24 protein-coding genes are annotated in these 16,111 nt (G+C 51.2%); 11 read left to right on the top strand and 13 right to left on the bottom strand.

Translation table 11 applies throughout. The features are described from left to right. Positions 1-87: 87 nt before the first annotated feature. Together KHU29_RS11985 and KHU29_RS11980 are read right to left on the bottom strand one after the other, a co-directional pair. Positions 88-465 carry a Cro/Cl family transcriptional regulator gene (locus KHU29_RS11985; RefSeq protein WP_211453033.1) on the bottom strand — a complete coding sequence of 126 codons (378 nt, stop codon included), beginning with the start codon at positions 463-465 and terminating at the stop codon, positions 88-90. A 113-nt stretch (positions 466-578) separates the two neighbouring features. Then, entirely contained in the window at positions 579-1,154 is a 576-nt protein-coding gene (locus KHU29_RS11980) for a DUF2726 domain-containing protein (RefSeq protein ID WP_211453032.1), read from the bottom strand. A gap of 60 nt (positions 1,155-1,214) precedes the next feature. On the opposite strand from KHU29_RS11980, the gene KHU29_RS11975 reads away from it, so the two are divergent. The 9 genes from KHU29_RS11975 (at position 1,215) to KHU29_RS11935 (ending at position 6,960) form a co-directional block, all read left to right on the top strand. Further along, complete coding sequence (locus KHU29_RS11975; protein ID WP_343216052.1) at positions 1,215-2,555, top strand: replication initiation factor domain-containing protein; 1,341 nt, start codon at positions 1,215-1,217, stop codon at positions 2,553-2,555. A 36-nt stretch (positions 2,556-2,591) separates the two neighbouring features. After that, positions 2,592-2,942, top strand: coding sequence for a hypothetical protein (locus KHU29_RS11970; protein WP_211453031.1), 351 nt, complete (start codon positions 2,592-2,594; stop codon positions 2,940-2,942). After that, the gene (locus KHU29_RS11965) at positions 2,926-3,150 is read left to right on the top strand and encodes a hypothetical protein (RefSeq protein WP_211453030.1); all 225 of its coding nucleotides are present in this window, start codon (positions 2,926-2,928) and stop codon (positions 3,148-3,150) included. Before KHU29_RS11970 ends, KHU29_RS11965 begins: the two co-directional genes overlap by 17 nt. 137 nt (positions 3,151-3,287) lie before the next feature. Next, a complete protein-coding gene (locus tag KHU29_RS11960) occupies positions 3,288-3,599 on the top strand; it encodes a hypothetical protein (RefSeq protein ID WP_211453029.1) in 312 nt (103 codons plus the stop codon). 6 nt (positions 3,600-3,605) lie between these two features. Next, positions 3,606-3,794 carry a hypothetical protein gene (locus KHU29_RS11955; RefSeq protein ID WP_211453028.1) on the top strand — a complete coding sequence of 63 codons (189 nt, stop codon included), beginning with the start codon at positions 3,606-3,608 and terminating at the stop codon, positions 3,792-3,794. 17 nt (positions 3,795-3,811) lie between these two features. Further along, positions 3,812-4,030, top strand: coding sequence for a hypothetical protein (locus KHU29_RS11950; RefSeq protein WP_211453027.1), 219 nt, complete (start codon positions 3,812-3,814; stop codon positions 4,028-4,030). 201 nt (positions 4,031-4,231) lie between these two features. Continuing rightward, entirely contained in the window at positions 4,232-5,410 is a 1,179-nt protein-coding gene (locus tag KHU29_RS11945; protein WP_211453026.1) for a hypothetical protein, read from the top strand. Continuing rightward, the gene (locus tag KHU29_RS11940; protein WP_211453025.1) at positions 5,407-5,715 is read left to right on the top strand and encodes a DUF2523 family protein; all 309 of its coding nucleotides are present in this window, start codon (positions 5,407-5,409) and stop codon (positions 5,713-5,715) included. The genes KHU29_RS11945 and KHU29_RS11940 overlap by 4 nt, the downstream gene beginning before the upstream one ends. Next, a complete protein-coding gene (locus tag KHU29_RS11935; RefSeq protein ID WP_211453024.1) occupies positions 5,716-6,960 on the top strand; it encodes a zonular occludens toxin family protein in 1,245 nt (414 codons plus the stop codon). Between the two features lie 19 nt (positions 6,961-6,979). Here KHU29_RS11935 and KHU29_RS11930 read toward each other — a convergent pair whose 3' ends face one another. The 3 genes from KHU29_RS11930 to KHU29_RS11920 form a co-directional block, all read right to left on the bottom strand. Next, positions 6,980-7,939 (bottom strand): DNA cytosine methyltransferase, encoded by a 960-nt coding sequence (locus tag KHU29_RS11930; RefSeq protein WP_211453023.1) that lies wholly within the window; start codon positions 7,937-7,939, stop codon positions 6,980-6,982. Positions 7,940-7,941: 2 nt separating this feature from the next. Continuing rightward, a complete protein-coding gene (locus KHU29_RS11925) occupies positions 7,942-8,199 on the bottom strand; it encodes a hypothetical protein (protein WP_211453022.1) in 258 nt (85 codons plus the stop codon). Between the two features lie 196 nt (positions 8,200-8,395). Beyond that, complete coding sequence (locus KHU29_RS11920; protein ID WP_211453021.1) at positions 8,396-8,638, bottom strand: hypothetical protein; 243 nt, start codon at positions 8,636-8,638, stop codon at positions 8,396-8,398. 406 nt (positions 8,639-9,044) lie between these two features. Here KHU29_RS11920 and KHU29_RS22195 point away from each other — a divergent pair, with 406 nt between their 5' ends. Beyond that, positions 9,045-9,413, top strand: coding sequence for a hypothetical protein (locus KHU29_RS22195; protein WP_246541876.1), 369 nt, complete (start codon positions 9,045-9,047; stop codon positions 9,411-9,413). A gap of 184 nt (positions 9,414-9,597) precedes the next feature. Further along, a complete protein-coding gene (locus KHU29_RS11910) occupies positions 9,598-10,023 on the top strand; it encodes a helix-turn-helix domain-containing protein (protein WP_211453020.1) in 426 nt (141 codons plus the stop codon). A 137-nt stretch (positions 10,024-10,160) separates the two neighbouring features. Here KHU29_RS11910 and KHU29_RS11905 read toward each other — a convergent pair whose 3' ends face one another. From KHU29_RS11905 to KHU29_RS11870, 8 genes are all read right to left on the bottom strand, one after another. Further along, entirely contained in the window at positions 10,161-10,481 is a 321-nt protein-coding gene (locus KHU29_RS11905) for a hypothetical protein (protein WP_211453019.1), read from the bottom strand. 89 nt (positions 10,482-10,570) lie between these two features. After that, positions 10,571-11,149 carry a hypothetical protein gene (locus tag KHU29_RS11900; RefSeq protein WP_211453018.1) on the bottom strand — a complete coding sequence of 193 codons (579 nt, stop codon included), beginning with the start codon at positions 11,147-11,149 and terminating at the stop codon, positions 10,571-10,573. A gap of 98 nt (positions 11,150-11,247) precedes the next feature. Then, positions 11,248-11,634, bottom strand: a complete 387-nt coding sequence (locus KHU29_RS11895) for a hypothetical protein (RefSeq protein WP_211453017.1) — start codon at positions 11,632-11,634, stop codon at positions 11,248-11,250. Continuing rightward, on the bottom strand, positions 11,631-12,488 hold the full coding sequence (locus KHU29_RS11890; protein WP_211453016.1) for a zonular occludens toxin domain-containing protein: 858 nt from the start codon (positions 12,486-12,488) through the stop codon (positions 11,631-11,633). The genes KHU29_RS11895 and KHU29_RS11890 overlap by 4 nt, the downstream gene beginning before the upstream one ends. Positions 12,489-12,490: 2 nt before the next feature. Beyond that, positions 12,491-12,817, bottom strand: a complete 327-nt coding sequence (locus tag KHU29_RS11885; RefSeq protein WP_211453015.1) for a DUF5455 family protein — start codon at positions 12,815-12,817, stop codon at positions 12,491-12,493. 2 nt (positions 12,818-12,819) lie between these two features. Then, positions 12,820-14,289 (bottom strand): hypothetical protein, encoded by a 1,470-nt coding sequence (locus KHU29_RS11880; RefSeq protein ID WP_211453014.1) that lies wholly within the window; start codon positions 14,287-14,289, stop codon positions 12,820-12,822. A 204-nt stretch (positions 14,290-14,493) separates the two neighbouring features. Then, positions 14,494-14,739 carry a major coat protein gene (locus tag KHU29_RS11875; RefSeq protein ID WP_211453013.1) on the bottom strand — a complete coding sequence of 82 codons (246 nt, stop codon included), beginning with the start codon at positions 14,737-14,739 and terminating at the stop codon, positions 14,494-14,496. 522 nt (positions 14,740-15,261) lie between these two features. Next, positions 15,262-16,083 (bottom strand): rolling circle replication-associated protein, encoded by an 822-nt coding sequence (locus tag KHU29_RS11870; RefSeq protein WP_211453012.1) that lies wholly within the window; start codon positions 16,081-16,083, stop codon positions 15,262-15,264. Between the last annotated feature and the right edge of the window lie 28 nt (positions 16,084-16,111).

The raw sequence follows: 16,111 nt of genomic DNA, 5'->3' as shown, positions 1-16,111 counted from the left end.
ACGTTGTTTAACCTGACACATTTTCGTTGAAGCGCTAGAAAGCTGTGCGCGTACTGCAAATAATGCCTGATATCTGCGACGACGATTTTACATAATACAAATCGTAGGGGCGTCAGCTTTGAGCAGGGGCGTGGCTTGCGAGGGCGTTGGTGTCAAAAATAAAGTGACAATGCCAGTTGCGAGGGCAACGCTAGCCAGTGTCGCTGTCCTCCGTGAAAAAACTTCCCACAGTGAATGCTGACCGGCGCGTTCTGCGCGGTCAATGTCTGCCGCCATGATCACTTTCAGCGGATCAATTCCAAGTTCAAGAGCTATTGCCAAACAGGCTTCGTTGTCCATGATCCGCTTGCCGGTCATGTATTGACTGATCGTCGCAGTTCCCATGTGCAGCTTTATTGCAAGTTGCCGGTCACTCTTCAATTCTTGCTTTTCTTTCAACTCTTCCAAATATTTAACGCTTTTCATATCGTTTCCTGTTGACAAGTGTATTCATGTGAGAGCATATTCTCACCTGAATACATTCTCAGGTGAATATTTTTACGAATCATAGCAGTTTGGGTGAAAAGGTAAACCGGTCGTTAGTTCTCGGATTTTTCCAGTTTTCGCGCCATGTTGAAAAGTTGCTGCTCTAGGATTTTTATTTTTTTGTCTTGGGTGCTTTGTATTGCGGCCTTTTCGGTTGTTGGTTCCGTGATAGCTGGAAAAGCTTCTTGGATTTTTGCGATTGAGGGCAGGGGAGTAGCAGGCCACCGAATTAGTTTGATGCCTGCGACTTCCATAGCATTGTTTTTTCTAGCATCAGCCTTTGTTCGTTTGGTTTTTGTGTGTGACTTGTCATCGATTTCGATACCTGCAACGACATCAAAGTCTTTATTGCAAATTACGAAATCAAGGCTTTTTCCGCTGATTGTTAGGTGTGATGGGCCTTCGGCTTCTATGCAGCGTGATAGCTCTACTTGTGTAAAAACGAGATATCCGGGCAAGGCGTCAATCAGTTGTTGGTACACCTTTTTTTCGTTGTTTGTAAGCAGTTGTCGTTTTTTGTAGTCGTAGTCTTTTTTTGCGCTGTTCGACTTGCCTTTGTTTTTCGCTGTAGTCGCGAGAACAGCCAGGACGATTAGCACAACGATGATTACAGCCAAGATTTTTAGCATTAATTGCTCCTGATAAATTTTTTGCAACTTTACCACTTCTAGCCAAAAGGTAAACCGTCCGTGAAACGCGTCAAATCAAAAATCACTGCTGAAGAGTACGTTCGTCGTTCCGGCGGCTCTGTGAGTTCTTCTCGCTTCGTCAAGGGGCAGATTTACGCAATGGGCGAGCAGGGGGTTGATATTGGCGTTGCTGCCGCAGGCGTACTCGCCCGGAGCGAAGCGAGGACGGAACGCACTGCGGCGGCTGTGCCGAAGGCGCACCCCCCAGTTCAGCCGGTGGGGCGGCTTGCAGATGCACCCATTAATAACATGGGTCAAACGGTAGTCGCGGAGCTGGAAGCGGTCGATTTAGTGATGTTCGGCGGGGTTGTGAAACAGGTGATGGTGCGTGGTCGGTCGGAAGGTGAGTGCGCAATTATTGACTGGGTGAATTTTAGTGTTCTTGAAGATACGTGGTTTCGTACTGCTCGGGAAACCTTGATCGGTGATGAACAGATCGTGACGGAAGCAAGTCGGCAGTTGGAAAAGATTTTCGGTTTCGGTGTCACGGCGCATCGGGAAAAAGGCTTGAATTTCTTCCGTGATTCGTGGGTATTGGGCGATGACATGGGCTTCGTTTGCTTCGGTGGCCAGCGTCAAAAGATGGGCGTGACCTTGAATGGCTTGGGCTGTGCGAATGCTGCTGCTGGATGGGAAAAACGGTTATTCGATTTTCTGGCCTCGACAGCGGTACAACCTCAAATCTCTCGTATCGACTTGGCGCATGACGATTTCACTGGCGCTTATCTGTCAGTGGATTGGGCTGAGGAACAGTGGAAGCAGGGCGGTTTCACGGCGCGTACTGGCGGTTTGCCTCCGGAAATTCAGCGTGTCGGCAACTGGCATCGGCCATCCGGTAAAGGGCGTACGTTGACTATCGGACGTAGAACGTCCGGCAAGTTCTTGCGCTTCTATGAAAAGGGCCGGAAAGAGGGCGACAAAAACAGTTTGTGGTGCCGCGCTGAATTTGAATTCAAGTCGTCCGATCGCGTGATCCCTTTCGATGTGCTGCTGCACCCGTCCGACTATTTTTGTGATGGTTATCCCTGCATTGCGCAATTCGCAAAAACCGAAACGCCGAAACGTATCAAGTTGAAAGTTGAAACCGCGCACATTGTTGTCGAGGCTTGTGAAGAAAACCTGAAAGGCTCTTACGGCAAGCATCTGCGCGCTTTCCGCAATATGTACGGGGACAAAGAAACGCTGGATCGCCTTTGTCATCCTGACTTGAACGCGTGGCCTAAACGCATGAAACCACTCGGCGCGTCACTGGATACGATTCCTGTGCCGATGCATCGCCAGGTTAAGCCATATGGGCCGTCCTATTTCAACCTCCCATCGCATGGGCTGCATGGGGCATAAGGTTTTTCAAGCCTTTTACTTATCGGAGAAATTGTAATGAGCATTCAACAAACGTCAGAAACATCCACCATCGCCAAGCTGAAAATCACCGGCTTCAAGGCGAACAAGGGCCAGATGGACAACGGGCAGAAATTCGACAGCACTAAGGTTTTTGCAGAAACGCGGTTGGATGAAAGCAAGGGCAACATGCGCGGTACTGCATCGACTGAGTACACGATCGGCTTGTCGGATGAATACGAGAAATATGCGCATCTGCCGCTGCCATTCATTGCGGAAGCTGAGATTGAAACTGTGACAAACGGCAAAACGCGGTCGCAAATCATCTTGCAATTGATCCCTGTCAAGGTTGCTGCGCCAGCTCCGAAACAGAATGGCGCAACAGCTTAATTTCGTTGTCCTGTACATCGTGCAGGATAGCGAGAGCAAGTGTTTTTTGATGCCGGAAGATGGCGATGTTGGCTTCACTTCTTGGGCGCACGAAGCGGGGCGATTTGCTGATTACGGTGAGGCGGTGGATACGGCGGAGTTGCATTGTCATGAAGGATTTCACGTGACAAAGGTGGTTGATCAGGCAGCGTCTTTTATCTCTGGTTAATCGGTTCTGAATAAACGTGACTTGTCGCGGTAATTAATGAGGTTGTTATGTACCCGCTTCTGTTCACTGCTTTTTTTATCGTGCTGATTGCGGTGGCTGAAGCGGGTGGGTAATTGTATAAATAATTAAAGGCAATTATGTCAATCATCGATTTTTCTACCATTGTTCCTAGTGATGCCGTTGCCGCAAATATTGTTGGCGGCTTGATTGCGTTGGCGGTGATCTGGTCGATGGTTTATGTTGCCCGTTGGTCAGTGACAAAGATTGCTTCGTATTTTGATGATCATGGTGTGCGTGGTGATAGCTCTGCCGCTTGGGAAGCGCATGTTGCTAATCAAGAGCGTAATGAGCGCCAGGCACGTGAGGATGTTGAGTGGAAAGCTAAGCATGGGAATAAGTCCGTGTATGAGGTGTATCACGATAGCAACGGTAAATACATTGGCCCGTGATAACTCATGACTCCTGAACAAGCCGATGTATTCATCGCTGCAATCAATCGCTTGGCCGATGTTGCGCAATCGATTTTTGTAATACCCGCGAGTGACGAAATTGCCGCCGTCTTCGCTCTCGGTGTGGCTGGTCCATTGACACTGTTTCTAGTGGCTCATATGGCTGGTTCTCTTGTTAATTTTTGGCGGCGCTAACCTGAAGGAATATTCAAATGTTTAACCTGAAAAAAGTTGTTGCACCACTGGCCGCTGTTGCTACTGGGCTGTTCGCTACTACTGGCGCGTATGCTGTTGGCACGGATTTTTCGTCCATCAGTTCCGGCATCGATGCAAGCACTATCGTGACCGCAATCGTTGCGATGGGCGCGATCATGATCTTGCCAGGCGTTGCAAAGTGGGGTTCGAAAAAACTCGCTACGTTCTTCGGCTAATTCGACCTGGCTGTTTTTGTATCACGAGAGAGCCGTTGTGCTCTCTCTTTTTCGTTAACGACGGGGGATGTATGGTCTGGGACTTGATGGCGTTTGCGGTGGGCGTGATGTGTGCTGCTGCCGTGGTGGCGGGGTTCCGCAATGCGTAGCTTACGATGTCTTCTCTATTTCGTCGTCGGCGTATTGCTGTCGGCGGTGTGCATGTTCAGCTATGCTGTGGATTATTTCTGGGCTCATTCAGACAATAACTCATCAGCACAATTTCCGGATGCTGTGTCTGCCTGTAAGGATTATGAGCTTACGAATGAGGCTCAGTTTGGTTGGGTCTATGACCATATTGTGATGCATGCGACTACAGCGGAGTGTTATGCGCAGCAAGGTGGTCCTGTCGCTTTTCGAGTTAGTGTGCGGCTCATTGGCAATTCCTGTCCTGCTGGTACCACTTATAATTCGTCGACTGGAGCTTGTAATAAATCTTGTCCTGCTGAGGGTTCCTCTGATGGCGCTCCTGTTAGTCTCCAATATGTGACTAAGAATGCGGTGCATGTGTGTATCGCTTCGTGCTCTTACGGTGGGTCATTTCAGCGGCTTGTGTCGCCAAATAATTATGAGATCAGTCCGCCTTTTTCGTCTGATGGGCAGTTCTGCGATGGTTCCGGAACTGGTGGTGGTGCGACGCCTCCTGTCGATCAACCAAAGGTTAAAGATAATGGTTGTCCTGTCGGTTCGTATGCGACTGGCATGGGTATTAGTGGCCAGTCGATCTGTAGCACGCCGGAGGCTTCAAAGCCTACGATCCCTGATCCTTCTGCTTCGCCGAATGCTGGTAAGACGACTGATTCTGGTACGAAGTCAACTACCAATGGTGATGGGTCTGTGACTATTACTGACACAAAGGGCGTTACGAATTCCGATGGCTCGGTCACTACAAACACGACTAGTTGCACGACTGCCACGGATGGCTCTAAGTCTTGTAGTACTTCGAGTACGACTGGTAATGGTTCTAATGGTACGCCGGGGCGTAATGATCGGGATCCTACTACGGGCGATAAAAAGCCGGATGATGCGAAGTCTGATCCTGTGACCGACATTACTGGCGATCTTTACCAGGTCAAAACTCGGACATTTGCTGGCGTGATGAGTGATTTCAATTCGAAAGTGATGGCTGCGCCGTTCATCGCCGCCGGAACCAATTTCTTTGTTGTCAACGTCAACGGCGGCGCTTGTCCTTCGTGGACTGCTGCTGTGCCGTATCTCAAGATGAGCGTCAACCTTGGTCAGTATTTTTGCGGTCCCGGCACTGACGCGGTGTTTAACGTAATTGGCTATGGCGTGTTGCTGGTTGCCGCTTATGCCGCTTTTAAAATGGCCTTCCTATGATGAAAGCATTCACTCAGTGGTTCATTGATCTGGTGATCCGCTTTTTTACGGCGCTGTGGGACTTTTTTAGCGATGGCGTCATCAATCTGTTGGACATTACCATTAATGGTCTTGGCGCGCTTGTGGGTGCTATTCCTGCGCCTGCTTTCTTGACGCAGTATTCGATTGGTACGTTGATTAATCAGATGCCGGATTACGTGCTGTATTTTGTCGGGCATTTCCAGATCGGTACGGCGATGGGTATTTTGGCTGCTGGCTTCGTGTTTCGCATGGGCCGAAAAGCTCTCACATTGGGACAATGGTAAATGTTGATATTTCACGAAGGGATTCCGCGTTCAGGTAAGACCTATGAGGCTGTCGAGAAGCACTTGATTCCGGCGTTGAAGCAATTGCGTCATTGCTATGTCCGTATCGATGAACTCAATTTCCCCCAGTTGGCAGATCTGGCCGGTATCACGCTCGAAAAATGTCAAGAAATTTTGCATCAACTGGATGAAAATCAGATTTCTGAGGTTGAGAAAATCGATATACCGGTTGGCTCGTTGATGATTATCGACGAGTTGCAAAACTACTTTCCTGATTCTGGTCGCAAACCGCTTTCTCCGGGTGTAACCAAGTTCGTTGCAGAGCATGGGCACAAAGGTCTGGATATCGTGTTCATGGGGCAGGATTTGAAGGACTGTCACAAGATATGGCGGCGGCGTGTCGATACCAAAATTAATTTCACCAAGCTGGATATGGTTGGTGCCGGAAATCACTATAACTGGAGCTTGGCGAAAGCCACGGGTCCGGAAAAATTCAAACACGTTAGCTCGGGAAAAACGCCGTATAACAAAGCAATATTCGGCAGCTATAAGAGCTTTGAGAAGGGCGCTGAGACGGCTCAACGTTATTCTGACAAGCGCCAGTCCATCTGGTCCAACTCGGCTTTCAGAAAGTGGATTCCGCTGTTCCTGATCGTGTTTTCCGTGTCTGTCTATTACGTCTATAACGTATTTAAGGGCGGCGGTTTGGAAAAGTCTCTGATGGGTAAGCACGCTACGTCTACGCCGTCCATGTCTTCCAGTTATCAGGGTAATGGCCAATCTACTCAAGGCGTTCCTGCTGCGCCTGTGCCTGAAAAAAAATATGAGAAGGATTTTATTCAGGATTTGAGCGAACGTTATCGTTTGCGGTTGTCGATGGTGGTGCGCAATAACCAAAAAATGTCTGCGGTGTTTGAATGGTTTGACGATGGCCTGCGTGCTATTGAGCGTATGACGATGCGCCAGATAGTTGATCTTGGTTATGAGGTGCGCATTAGTCCTGAGATGGATTACGCGACCATTGCGAAGGGCAAGGTGAGTTATGTTGCCACGCAGTTTCCGCTTGAGGGTTGGGCGCGTGTGTCTGACGCTCGGCAGCGTGAAATTGCGGGCACTGATCGTTCAGAGTCTGGCACTGGTTCTGGCGGGGCGGTGGTGTCCACAGGGCCGTCTGTAGTGTCGTTTGACGAGGATGGTTACGGTGTTCTCGGCAAGCGAACTGGTCGCCCAATTGGCGCTAAATAAACGTGACTTGTCACGATAATTAATCGCGTCGAGAAATACGTTTCCGGCAAGCTGCGATTGCATAGGTAGCTTTGCCGGAAACAGGTCGTCCGCACCCGCAACCACACAGCCGAACTTCATTCGGAGACTGAGCATTCAGGATTGCCCGTGCCAATGCTCTACCCATCGGTACGGGTACGCCGTTGCCAACAGCGCGATACTTGGCTGATAGTGTCAACTGATCCAGATCAAGACTATCTTGCATGCCTTGCAAGCGACAGAACTTGTGCCAGTCGCGCCTTCCCATCTGAGTTCCTTCTGATGCCGTACAGCACGGCTCAAATAAGGTTGACTTCGCGCCCCTGGCGATGGATATTAGCAAGCCGTCACGGTGTCCGAACTGAAAATGTCGGTGTCGGTTTTGATCCAGTCCGACCTCACGTGCATTGAGGTCGATACGCTGGTGCGAGTAGCCCTCGATGCGGACATTAGGTACACCAGGGACGTTCTCCATCAGCCACCAGAGCGGCTGGCCTTCTTTCACGATCCGCACGTACTCATCAATCATTTCAAGTCCGTATCCGGTTGGCGCGGATCTGCGCGCTTTGGAGAAATCAGGGCAGGGTGGCCCGCCGATGATGCCGTCGAACTTACCGGCCGGAATCCTGAATGTGCGTATGTCGCCGCCAAACAACGGGTCTGGTCCGCGTACTACAGGAAAGCCTTCCTGCTCAAAGCCCAGTCCGAATAGATCGATGCCAGGGAATATCGACAGCACTAGCTGTGACCCAGATGCCGTGACCCGGCGCCGGTTGGTCACGATCGATGAGTCACACATATGTGACCGACCAGGTGTGACTGTGCCGGCATCAGTCACGGCAGCTGAGTCACAATCGTGTGACCGACCAGGTGTGACCTGTTCTGGACCAGTCACACCTGGTTGGTCACGGAAAAGCGACATGCCTTCGCCTGGCTTGCCGGCATAGAAAGTGATCGCCATGATTAACGCTTGCGCAAAAGCTGTGATCGAATCAGTTTTTCAATGACGGCGCTCTTCGTAAGATCCTTGAATTTCAGGAAATCGTTGAACTGTTCGACCAGTTCCTCGGGCAGCTCGACGGTGAACGTAACGCGGCCTGCACGTTCGCGTTGCAAGCGTTTACGTTCTGCTGCTGTCATTGCGCATCCAGTTGCTGGGCGACCGCGAGGGCGCTTGCCGCCGAGCAGATCGATAGTCACTGTGTCGGTGTGGTCTTTCATTTCGGCCTCCGATTTACGTATGCCTCGATCAGATTATGAAAAGAGTTCGACTCGATTTCCGAAATGAAGCCTGCCTTGAATGCCATCCAAATAACGCCGCGTGCATAGCCGTCATTGAATTGGACTGAGTACGATTCGCACGTGATGAGATCTTGAATGGCGATGCAGATTTGTTCCGTCACAGATTCTTTGTCCATCACCATTCTCCGGCCATGCCGCCGAGACACCGAATGCGATTCTCAATCATGCTTTCAAGTCCAACGTAGGCATAAGAAAAACCTTGGTCACGACAAGCGTTGCGCTCTTCAATCATCCTATGCAGGCCATCATTGAGAATTTTCTTGTTACGCAGATGGAGACGTGCAATTTCGTCGGGTGTTTCGAAAATGCGTGTAGGAATTGGGGTCTTTGTTGTGACTGCCTTAGTGTTCTTTTCCATGGTTTTGCCTTTCCGCTGATCGGGTCCCAAGATTTGGAGCCCATTGTTAAATTCGGCGATTTTGGTTATGTCTCTGAAACCGCCTGCCGTCGTTTCCCTGAGTTCTTCGCCCGATGAAAAGAGGCCATGCGCAATAGGGTTTTGCAACAGGGGGAAGGTTTGTAAAAATCGTTTATGGCCGGAGGCACATGATTTTTATGAATACCCCTTGTAGTGCGAGTGCGAGTGCCGGAGTGCCGTAGGACACGTAGGACACGCAGACACGTAGACACGGTGCAAAACACGCGCATGGCATCGTTCAGCGAATAGGCGGGGAACTCTGGGAAATGATGGCTGGTACTACGGAGAGAGAACCGGAATTGGCAAATTAGTGCGTAGCACTAACTGATCAGGTTGTTCTGCTGGAGTGGCGAAGCACACGCAAGACAGGCCGTGGCGGTTGTTCCTGACTTTTCTCAACGCGTCTTTTGTTTCCAAATTACAATCGCTGCATTTTATGCAACTGGAACTGTTTGAGCGCGAGCAGATCGGCCGGGCCGATCTGGAGCGCATTATGATGGAGATTCGGCATTCGTATTGGCATTTGCGGAATTTGCGTAAGGTCAGCTGGAATAATGCGCGGCGGCGTCGGGAGTATCGGAAGGTGGCCGTCCATAAAAAACGCCTGCAATTAGCAGGCGTGGAAAAGAGGGAAATACTGGATTTGTTAGCTTGCTGCCGGCAGCGGTGTAGTGCCAAGAAACAGCCGTTCAAGCCATGTCCGTACTGCAAATAGAGTGTGATATTTGCGACGACGATTTGACATAATACAAATTATGCGAATTTCCAGTACCCGAATCATGCCTTCAAAATGCGCGGAAAACGTCGACGATTTACAATGCCGGCAAGGATAAAAAACAGGTCGAGACAATGTATCTCGGCCTTTTCTTTTGGTAATTCACATTCAGGGGTTCATGTCAATGAAAAAGCAGCGTATCGCATCAAAAAATAAATATTGTTTTCCATCAGAATTTTTCTCAGCAAGGCTCATGAGCGGCTTTTCGGTCGAAGCCGCCGCCAAAATCACAGGCCGGCACGTGCGCACTATCACGGATTGGGAATCCGGCAAAACCTATTGCCCACAGTGGGCACTCAGACTGATCGTGCTGGAAAGCCGCTACATGGAAGCCCTGTACGGTCTCAAACGAGACCGGAGCCGCACCGGACGCGCCGCAGAACTTCGCTGGTCCATCATGGCAGCCAACGACCGCAGCTACAGCACAAAGACAGGCTTGCGGTCCTTTGAGCGTTATTCAGGAAGAAGCAAAAAGCCGCTTCCACCTGAAAACCGGCTCAGTCCGCAAAAGCGCCGCTGGCTCAGCATGCGCAGATACATGACGAGATAAGATCAACCCCGCTTTTAGGTGGCGAATACGTGCAGAGATTCGCCACCTCCGAGGCCGCATTGCACCGCAAGCAGCTTCGCGGCCTCACTGGTCTACCTGGGCCTTGCAGCCCAGACCCGGCCACTCATAAGAGCCGTTCAGTTATGACGGCCACGATCAATTTCCAAACGCTCAAAAGCACGATGAATCGCCTCAGCATGCGTGATGCCAGGCGCTCGCTTCTTTTCATACTGAACCAGACGATCAGCCTTAGCCCGATCACCGAAACACGCGCCGGTCAGCTTACCCATAGAGGCAGTACGCTCAAACTGACGCTGGACAGGTGTTTTTTTCGCCGCAGGCCGAGCTGCTGAACGCCCTGCCGATTTTTTTTGCTTTTGATTGGCGCGGCGACCAATAAGCCACATCAGCACGCCAACCAGTAGAACGACAATCTCAGTAGTAGATGGAATTTGCATAATGCCCCCTGTTTGGCAGGCATTTTATCGTTAACACAAAGCAATGTTTGTTTTTCGTGTTGAAAAACTCAGCCCCGCCCCAACTGGACTTAATCGGGATAATCGAACTGCTCCTCCAGAGAGTCTTTTTTCGTGACGGCTTTTCGTGACGGTTTTTTAAGCGCCATCTTTACAGCAACCTTGGAAATATTTTTTTGTGACGCATCACGCTTAAAAATAAAATCCTGCGCATCCTGCAACTCAGCATCTAACGTCAAAATACGAGCGTTCGCCACGATCAATTCAGCTTCCAGCTTGCCATACGATTTAAGCGAAGTCCCTTTTTGTGACGCGTCACCTTTATCTAGTTCCGCACGCAATCGCGCAATCTCGACCAGTTGCTCATCACATAGATCTTCAGCGAAACGCGCCCGCACGTCAGAATTATAAGAATCTCGCTCCAGAGAGATAACCTGGCCCTCCAACTCAGCGACGCGCTTCTTCCAGTACGCAGCATTCACTGCATCAACACTAGGCGCAGCAACGACCTGTGGACGAGATTTCTTATTCAGGCGATACAGACGCGCACGCTCAGCCGGAGACTTGGCGTTCTCGACGCGTGGACGACCACGACCGCGTTTTTCACCTTCGAAAATGTCTACCGTCTTGCTGTCGTTTGGCTGTTTCATATATCCCCCGAAGTATGAATATATTATACGTGACGCGTCACGATAAATCAAGTTATTTGTGACGCGTCACGCTAATTATTTTGTGTGACGCATAACGATTATTCGTGATAATCACGAATAGTGCCGGGCCGAGGTCGATAGCGGCCCTCATCCGTCTTGGCCGGTGATCCCTCGATACGAGCGCCCTCCCCTTGACACGACAGAAAGCCGTCAGCCTCACAGCCGCCACGCTCAGCATAGGACCGCTTGGAAGCGAGATACGCTAGCAGTTGATCGCGCTTCATCGTCTGGTCACTCAACGCCCTAGAGACTTTTTCAACGCGCAGCGTATCCTCTTTTGGTTTCGGCTTTTCAATCGGCTTAATCAACGCTTCCGGCGCGTCAACAGGAACTTCATCGGCGGCATCCGCATCACCGAAAACCAGCAACAGGCCAAGCACAACGACAGCCGCCAGCCACATATAAAACCAACCATCACGTTTCATTTAAACGCCCCCAATTGCTCAAGCCGTTGAAAATGCCGCACACGCTCAGCCACCGGCAATTGCGACACCAGACGCGCCACTGGGTGCAACGGCTTGGCCGGAAGCCTTGTCAGCGTCGGCGAGAAAAACGCCTTGATGCGATCACGCCAGCCCACCGGCAGATTTTCGTAACGCCCCTTGATATGCCAGGGCGACAAGTAAGAAAAAATCCCCTCCGTGTAATTGGCCTTGAAGACTTGCTCAGTGTCATACGCCGCATACAAATTCACGCCGCGATACGTCCATCGATCATTGAGAATCGCATCGTTGCCCATGCCATATTTCACCGTCGCGACATGGATTTTCGGCGCCCGCAACTCAAAACCGAGCAAATGCTTTGTGACCGAACCAAGCCACGGAATCCGAATCTTGTCCAGGCGGCGGCAGCACACGGTCAATTCGACCAGGGACTCACGCACCTGCTTATCGATCTGATTTGGCGACTGACAAATAAAATAGGTATCCCATCGCAACTTACGAGAGTGCACAAACCAATCCAGCAACGACTGCCGCTCTTTATCGGCCCAAGAACGGGCATTCATCCACGTAGCCATCTCATCAAGCACCACGAGGCCATACGTGGCCTCGTCGAGTTTGTCCGAGCCGATACCGATGGCTTGCATATCCTGAATCGTCGGACGGTCCGGCAACCGGTAGCAACTAACATTCCTTGACCCCGTCGGCAGCAGCTTATCCAACTGCAGATTCAAATTCGTGGCCACTTTTTTTCCAGCCAACAGCGCGTCTTTGATGCGCCCGACCACGACCAAACTTTTGCCATTGCCCTTTTTGCCGTACACCAGATAGTCAGCCATGATTAACTCGCATTATTGATCAACTCGATTTTCAACTTCGCCATGTCGTAAGCAGCACGACAAATACGACTGCTCACAATAGCCGAAAGACACGCAGCCCAATCAATCGGAATGAACAGGCCGACCGAATTAGCGATGAACGGCGGAATCGTCATGTAACCAAGAACGGTCTGCAAGATCGTGTTAATGCAAATGATCAGGCCGGAAGTAATGATGACAAACGACGCGATGGAGGCCGCAGCCGTGCCGAGCTTACGCCCGATCATGCTGATAATGGCCGCGATGATCGCCGGTATCCCCGACAACAACAAAGTGATGAGCTTCAACATAACTAATCCTCCCGCCTGAATAATTGACCGTACACTTCAGCACCACTGAATATCGCAAGCAACCAACCAATAATCGCCTGGATGATAGCGATAGATGGGCACAAATCCCACTCGACATGAAAGCCTGCAATCGTGCCAGTGATCGGCGAACAAACGCCAACAGGCGGCGACCAGACCCACGAAAACCACGCGCTTTTATCTTGCTGACCTGACTTGATATCGGTGTAAATTTTGTCGCGATCAGTATCGCCCTGAGTACCCGCATCCGTGATGACTTTCTGCTGGTCAGGCATCGCTTGCGCTGAGTCCGTGTTGAGATCACGCTCGATCTGCTGTTGCGTCACCTCTTTGTTGTAATCGTTCGGAAACTGCGGCAACGCAGGTGGATTGTTCACGACGTTCGTGCTTGTCGTGGTTTGATTCGTAACGTTGTTAGTCGTCGTTGTCGTGGTGGTGGTGGTACTCGGAAAGGTCGTCTTTGTATCACCCACAGTCGTGCCGGTTGTGGTCGGCGTCACCGTCGTCTGTTCAGTCGTCTTCACCGTGTCAATAGAACCGTCAGGCTTAGGAATTGTCTGGATACTTGGCGAAGACGCCGGAGAAGTCACCGGAGGCGCAGTTACAGTAACCGGCGATGTAGCCGGATACAACGGCGGCAAAGTGTCCGGCTGCTGCGTGCCGGTAGCGTCAGCACGCATCGCATCGAACAGCGCCTTGCGTGCATTCGAATCCGCGATCATTTTCAACTTGACCGCACCGGCCACATCATCAGCAGTGGCAGGCAGAAAACCACCCGGCGTTGACGGCGCGTCAGCAGTATAAACAATGGAGAGCTGAGAACCTGCACCCTGATACTTACAACTACCCGCCGCAGTTTGACCAGGGTCAGGCGTCTCGACAACGAATGTCGGTGAAAAGCCCCATCCATTATGTATCTTGTCGGCATCGCAGGCAGCTTGTCCAGATGAAAATTTGGTTGCAGTCCCAATATCCGCAGCAATCCAGCCTGACGTAACCTGTGGTGGATTTTTCGGATCAGGCTTGCAATACCCTTGACCCGGCCCAACAACCAAGCCGGGATTTTGACAATTACCATAGCGATAGCCCGCATCTTTCAGCATCTGAGCCAGCTGATAAGTAGTAGCGACAACGGTAATAACCTGCCCAACCACAGGCACCGCCATCGCACCCGCACGCACCGCAATCGCATCAGCCCCAACAGTAGCCTCAGCTGTAACAGCTACCTCCACAGGGCCCGACAAGCCTGCATTGATCATCGTTTTTGCCAACTTTGCAGCTTTCAAGTCTGGGCCTGAAATATAAGAACTCTCAGCCACGCCGGTTACATAGCCAGTCTGACCGGACGGAAACCATGTTGAGTACGGCCCAGCGACACCCGCGGGAGGTAGCACAGTGGGCGTTACGGCAATAGCGATGACCGGATCCAGCACGATCAACAAAATCAGCAACAAGGATGCTAGTCGTCTCATACGGTCACCGATAAAGGCCACGATTAGGAGGAATTAAACAATCACACTCAGAAGAAGAAAAGCCCCCTCCCCCATGCCCCCGGCTAGCGCCTGGAGGCATGGGGGAGGAGGCTTTTTGATGCACCTCGAGCGCCCACGCTGTCACCATGCAAAGAGTCAGCAGGATGGCAGCGCGTAGCATACGAATTAAGCAGCCTTATTGCCGAATTTCTTGAACAGGCGCAGAACAATGAACATGCCCAACACCGATGCAACGACAGGCATCGCCAAACCAAACATGGCAGTCGCGTTATCGCCGATGGCGGTGAATGCCGTTGCGACCGAAGGGTCGAGAGTAGCCGCAGCATTAGCGGCACCAGTAGCCACCAGAACCGCGACAGGAACGCCAACCTTAACGGCCAGCAGTTTTGATTTTTGCAGAATTTTGCTCATTTGAATTTCCCCTATGACATTGAATCAAAAAATTGTCGGACAGCCTTAATCGTCCGACCCATTGTGAAACCGAGAGCAAAGCAACTCACCAAGCCCCCGATCATTACAGCGAGATCACTCATGAGAGCGACCCCGCTATCCACCCGAGCGCGAAGACCACAACGAACCCACACGCTGCGAGTAAATCCTGTACTGATGCTGTATCAAACATCCGTCACTCCCAATGCGCCCGTATGCGAACAGCCGACTCCGTGGAGCCGCCTCCACCGGCTGCGCCGTGTGGAAGGCTGTTCACCGGGGCCGCTGGACGCTTGGCCCCCGGTAGTGCCACGGCAAGGCGGCCTTGCAAAATACTTTCGGCCCACTCAACCTGCCGAGTTACAAAATCCGCGCCAAGATCTGCCTGATGCGCAAAAAGAAAATCCATGTACCCATCTACATCGAGGTCACTGTAATTGGCGCGCATTTGCATGCACACCGCTTGCCGACGCTGCTGCATGTACTCAGTGCGCATCAGACTGTTTACGCGACCTGCAGATTTGGCTTCAGCCATGAGAACGGCCCTCCGACATCGAGGGGACGGCCATGATCGTGAAGACGGACGATGGACAATCTAAGTTTCGTGACAAGGCAAACGCCCCACTCTGAAGGCCATAACTGACCTGTTGCATGTTCAAGCCATCCACCTCCCACCGATCGCTTCCAACAGTCACCGACCGCCGCACGTGCTTTAATAAAGCCAGGAAAATTAAACCAGCGGCGAGCACTGCGATCAGCTTCAACGAGACCGCCAACACCATATGTTCTTGCACCATTTGGAAACCCCTCTTTCGAATCCAGTTTCGACGCGTATTTCATCGCATAGGCAACGGGCTTGTTTGCCTTTTCCGTCTTCGTCGAGCCATGCGGCCACCACCCCTGTTTGTCAGCCTTTGGCATCGTTATGCCACGAGGCATCCAATACAGAACGTGGTAATGAATCACGCCACGCTTTTGCATTTCAGCGACCCACACATATTTCAGTTTTTGGCCGGTACGCCGAAACATCCATTGCCGCACATGCCTGATGTAGGTAGACATGTGCAGCGAGTCCCAGTTATCAACTGCGTAGGTCAACGTGACCATGATGACGTTATGATTTTTGCGACCCGCCGCCACGCTGATCTCGTGCAGCTTTGCAGCCACGCCGATGTTTCGACGGAGGCGCTTGTATCGCAATTCATCACGGACCATTTCCAGCGGGTCAAACGGCTTGGCACCGAAGGTTTCAAAAATCGAATTCTTTTTTTGAACACCTTGAAAATCTTTTTCATACTGATCAACGCCATCCTGATATTTGCCCACTTTTCCTCCCGTTTTCCACTTGTTGATA

It is taken from the genome of Collimonas antrihumi (genome assembly GCF_018304965.1).
Taxonomy (GTDB): domain Bacteria; phylum Pseudomonadota; class Gammaproteobacteria; order Burkholderiales; family Burkholderiaceae_D; genus Collimonas; species Collimonas antrihumi.
Note: the sequence above shows the minus strand (reverse complement) of the source record. Positions and strands in the feature narration are given on the sequence as shown.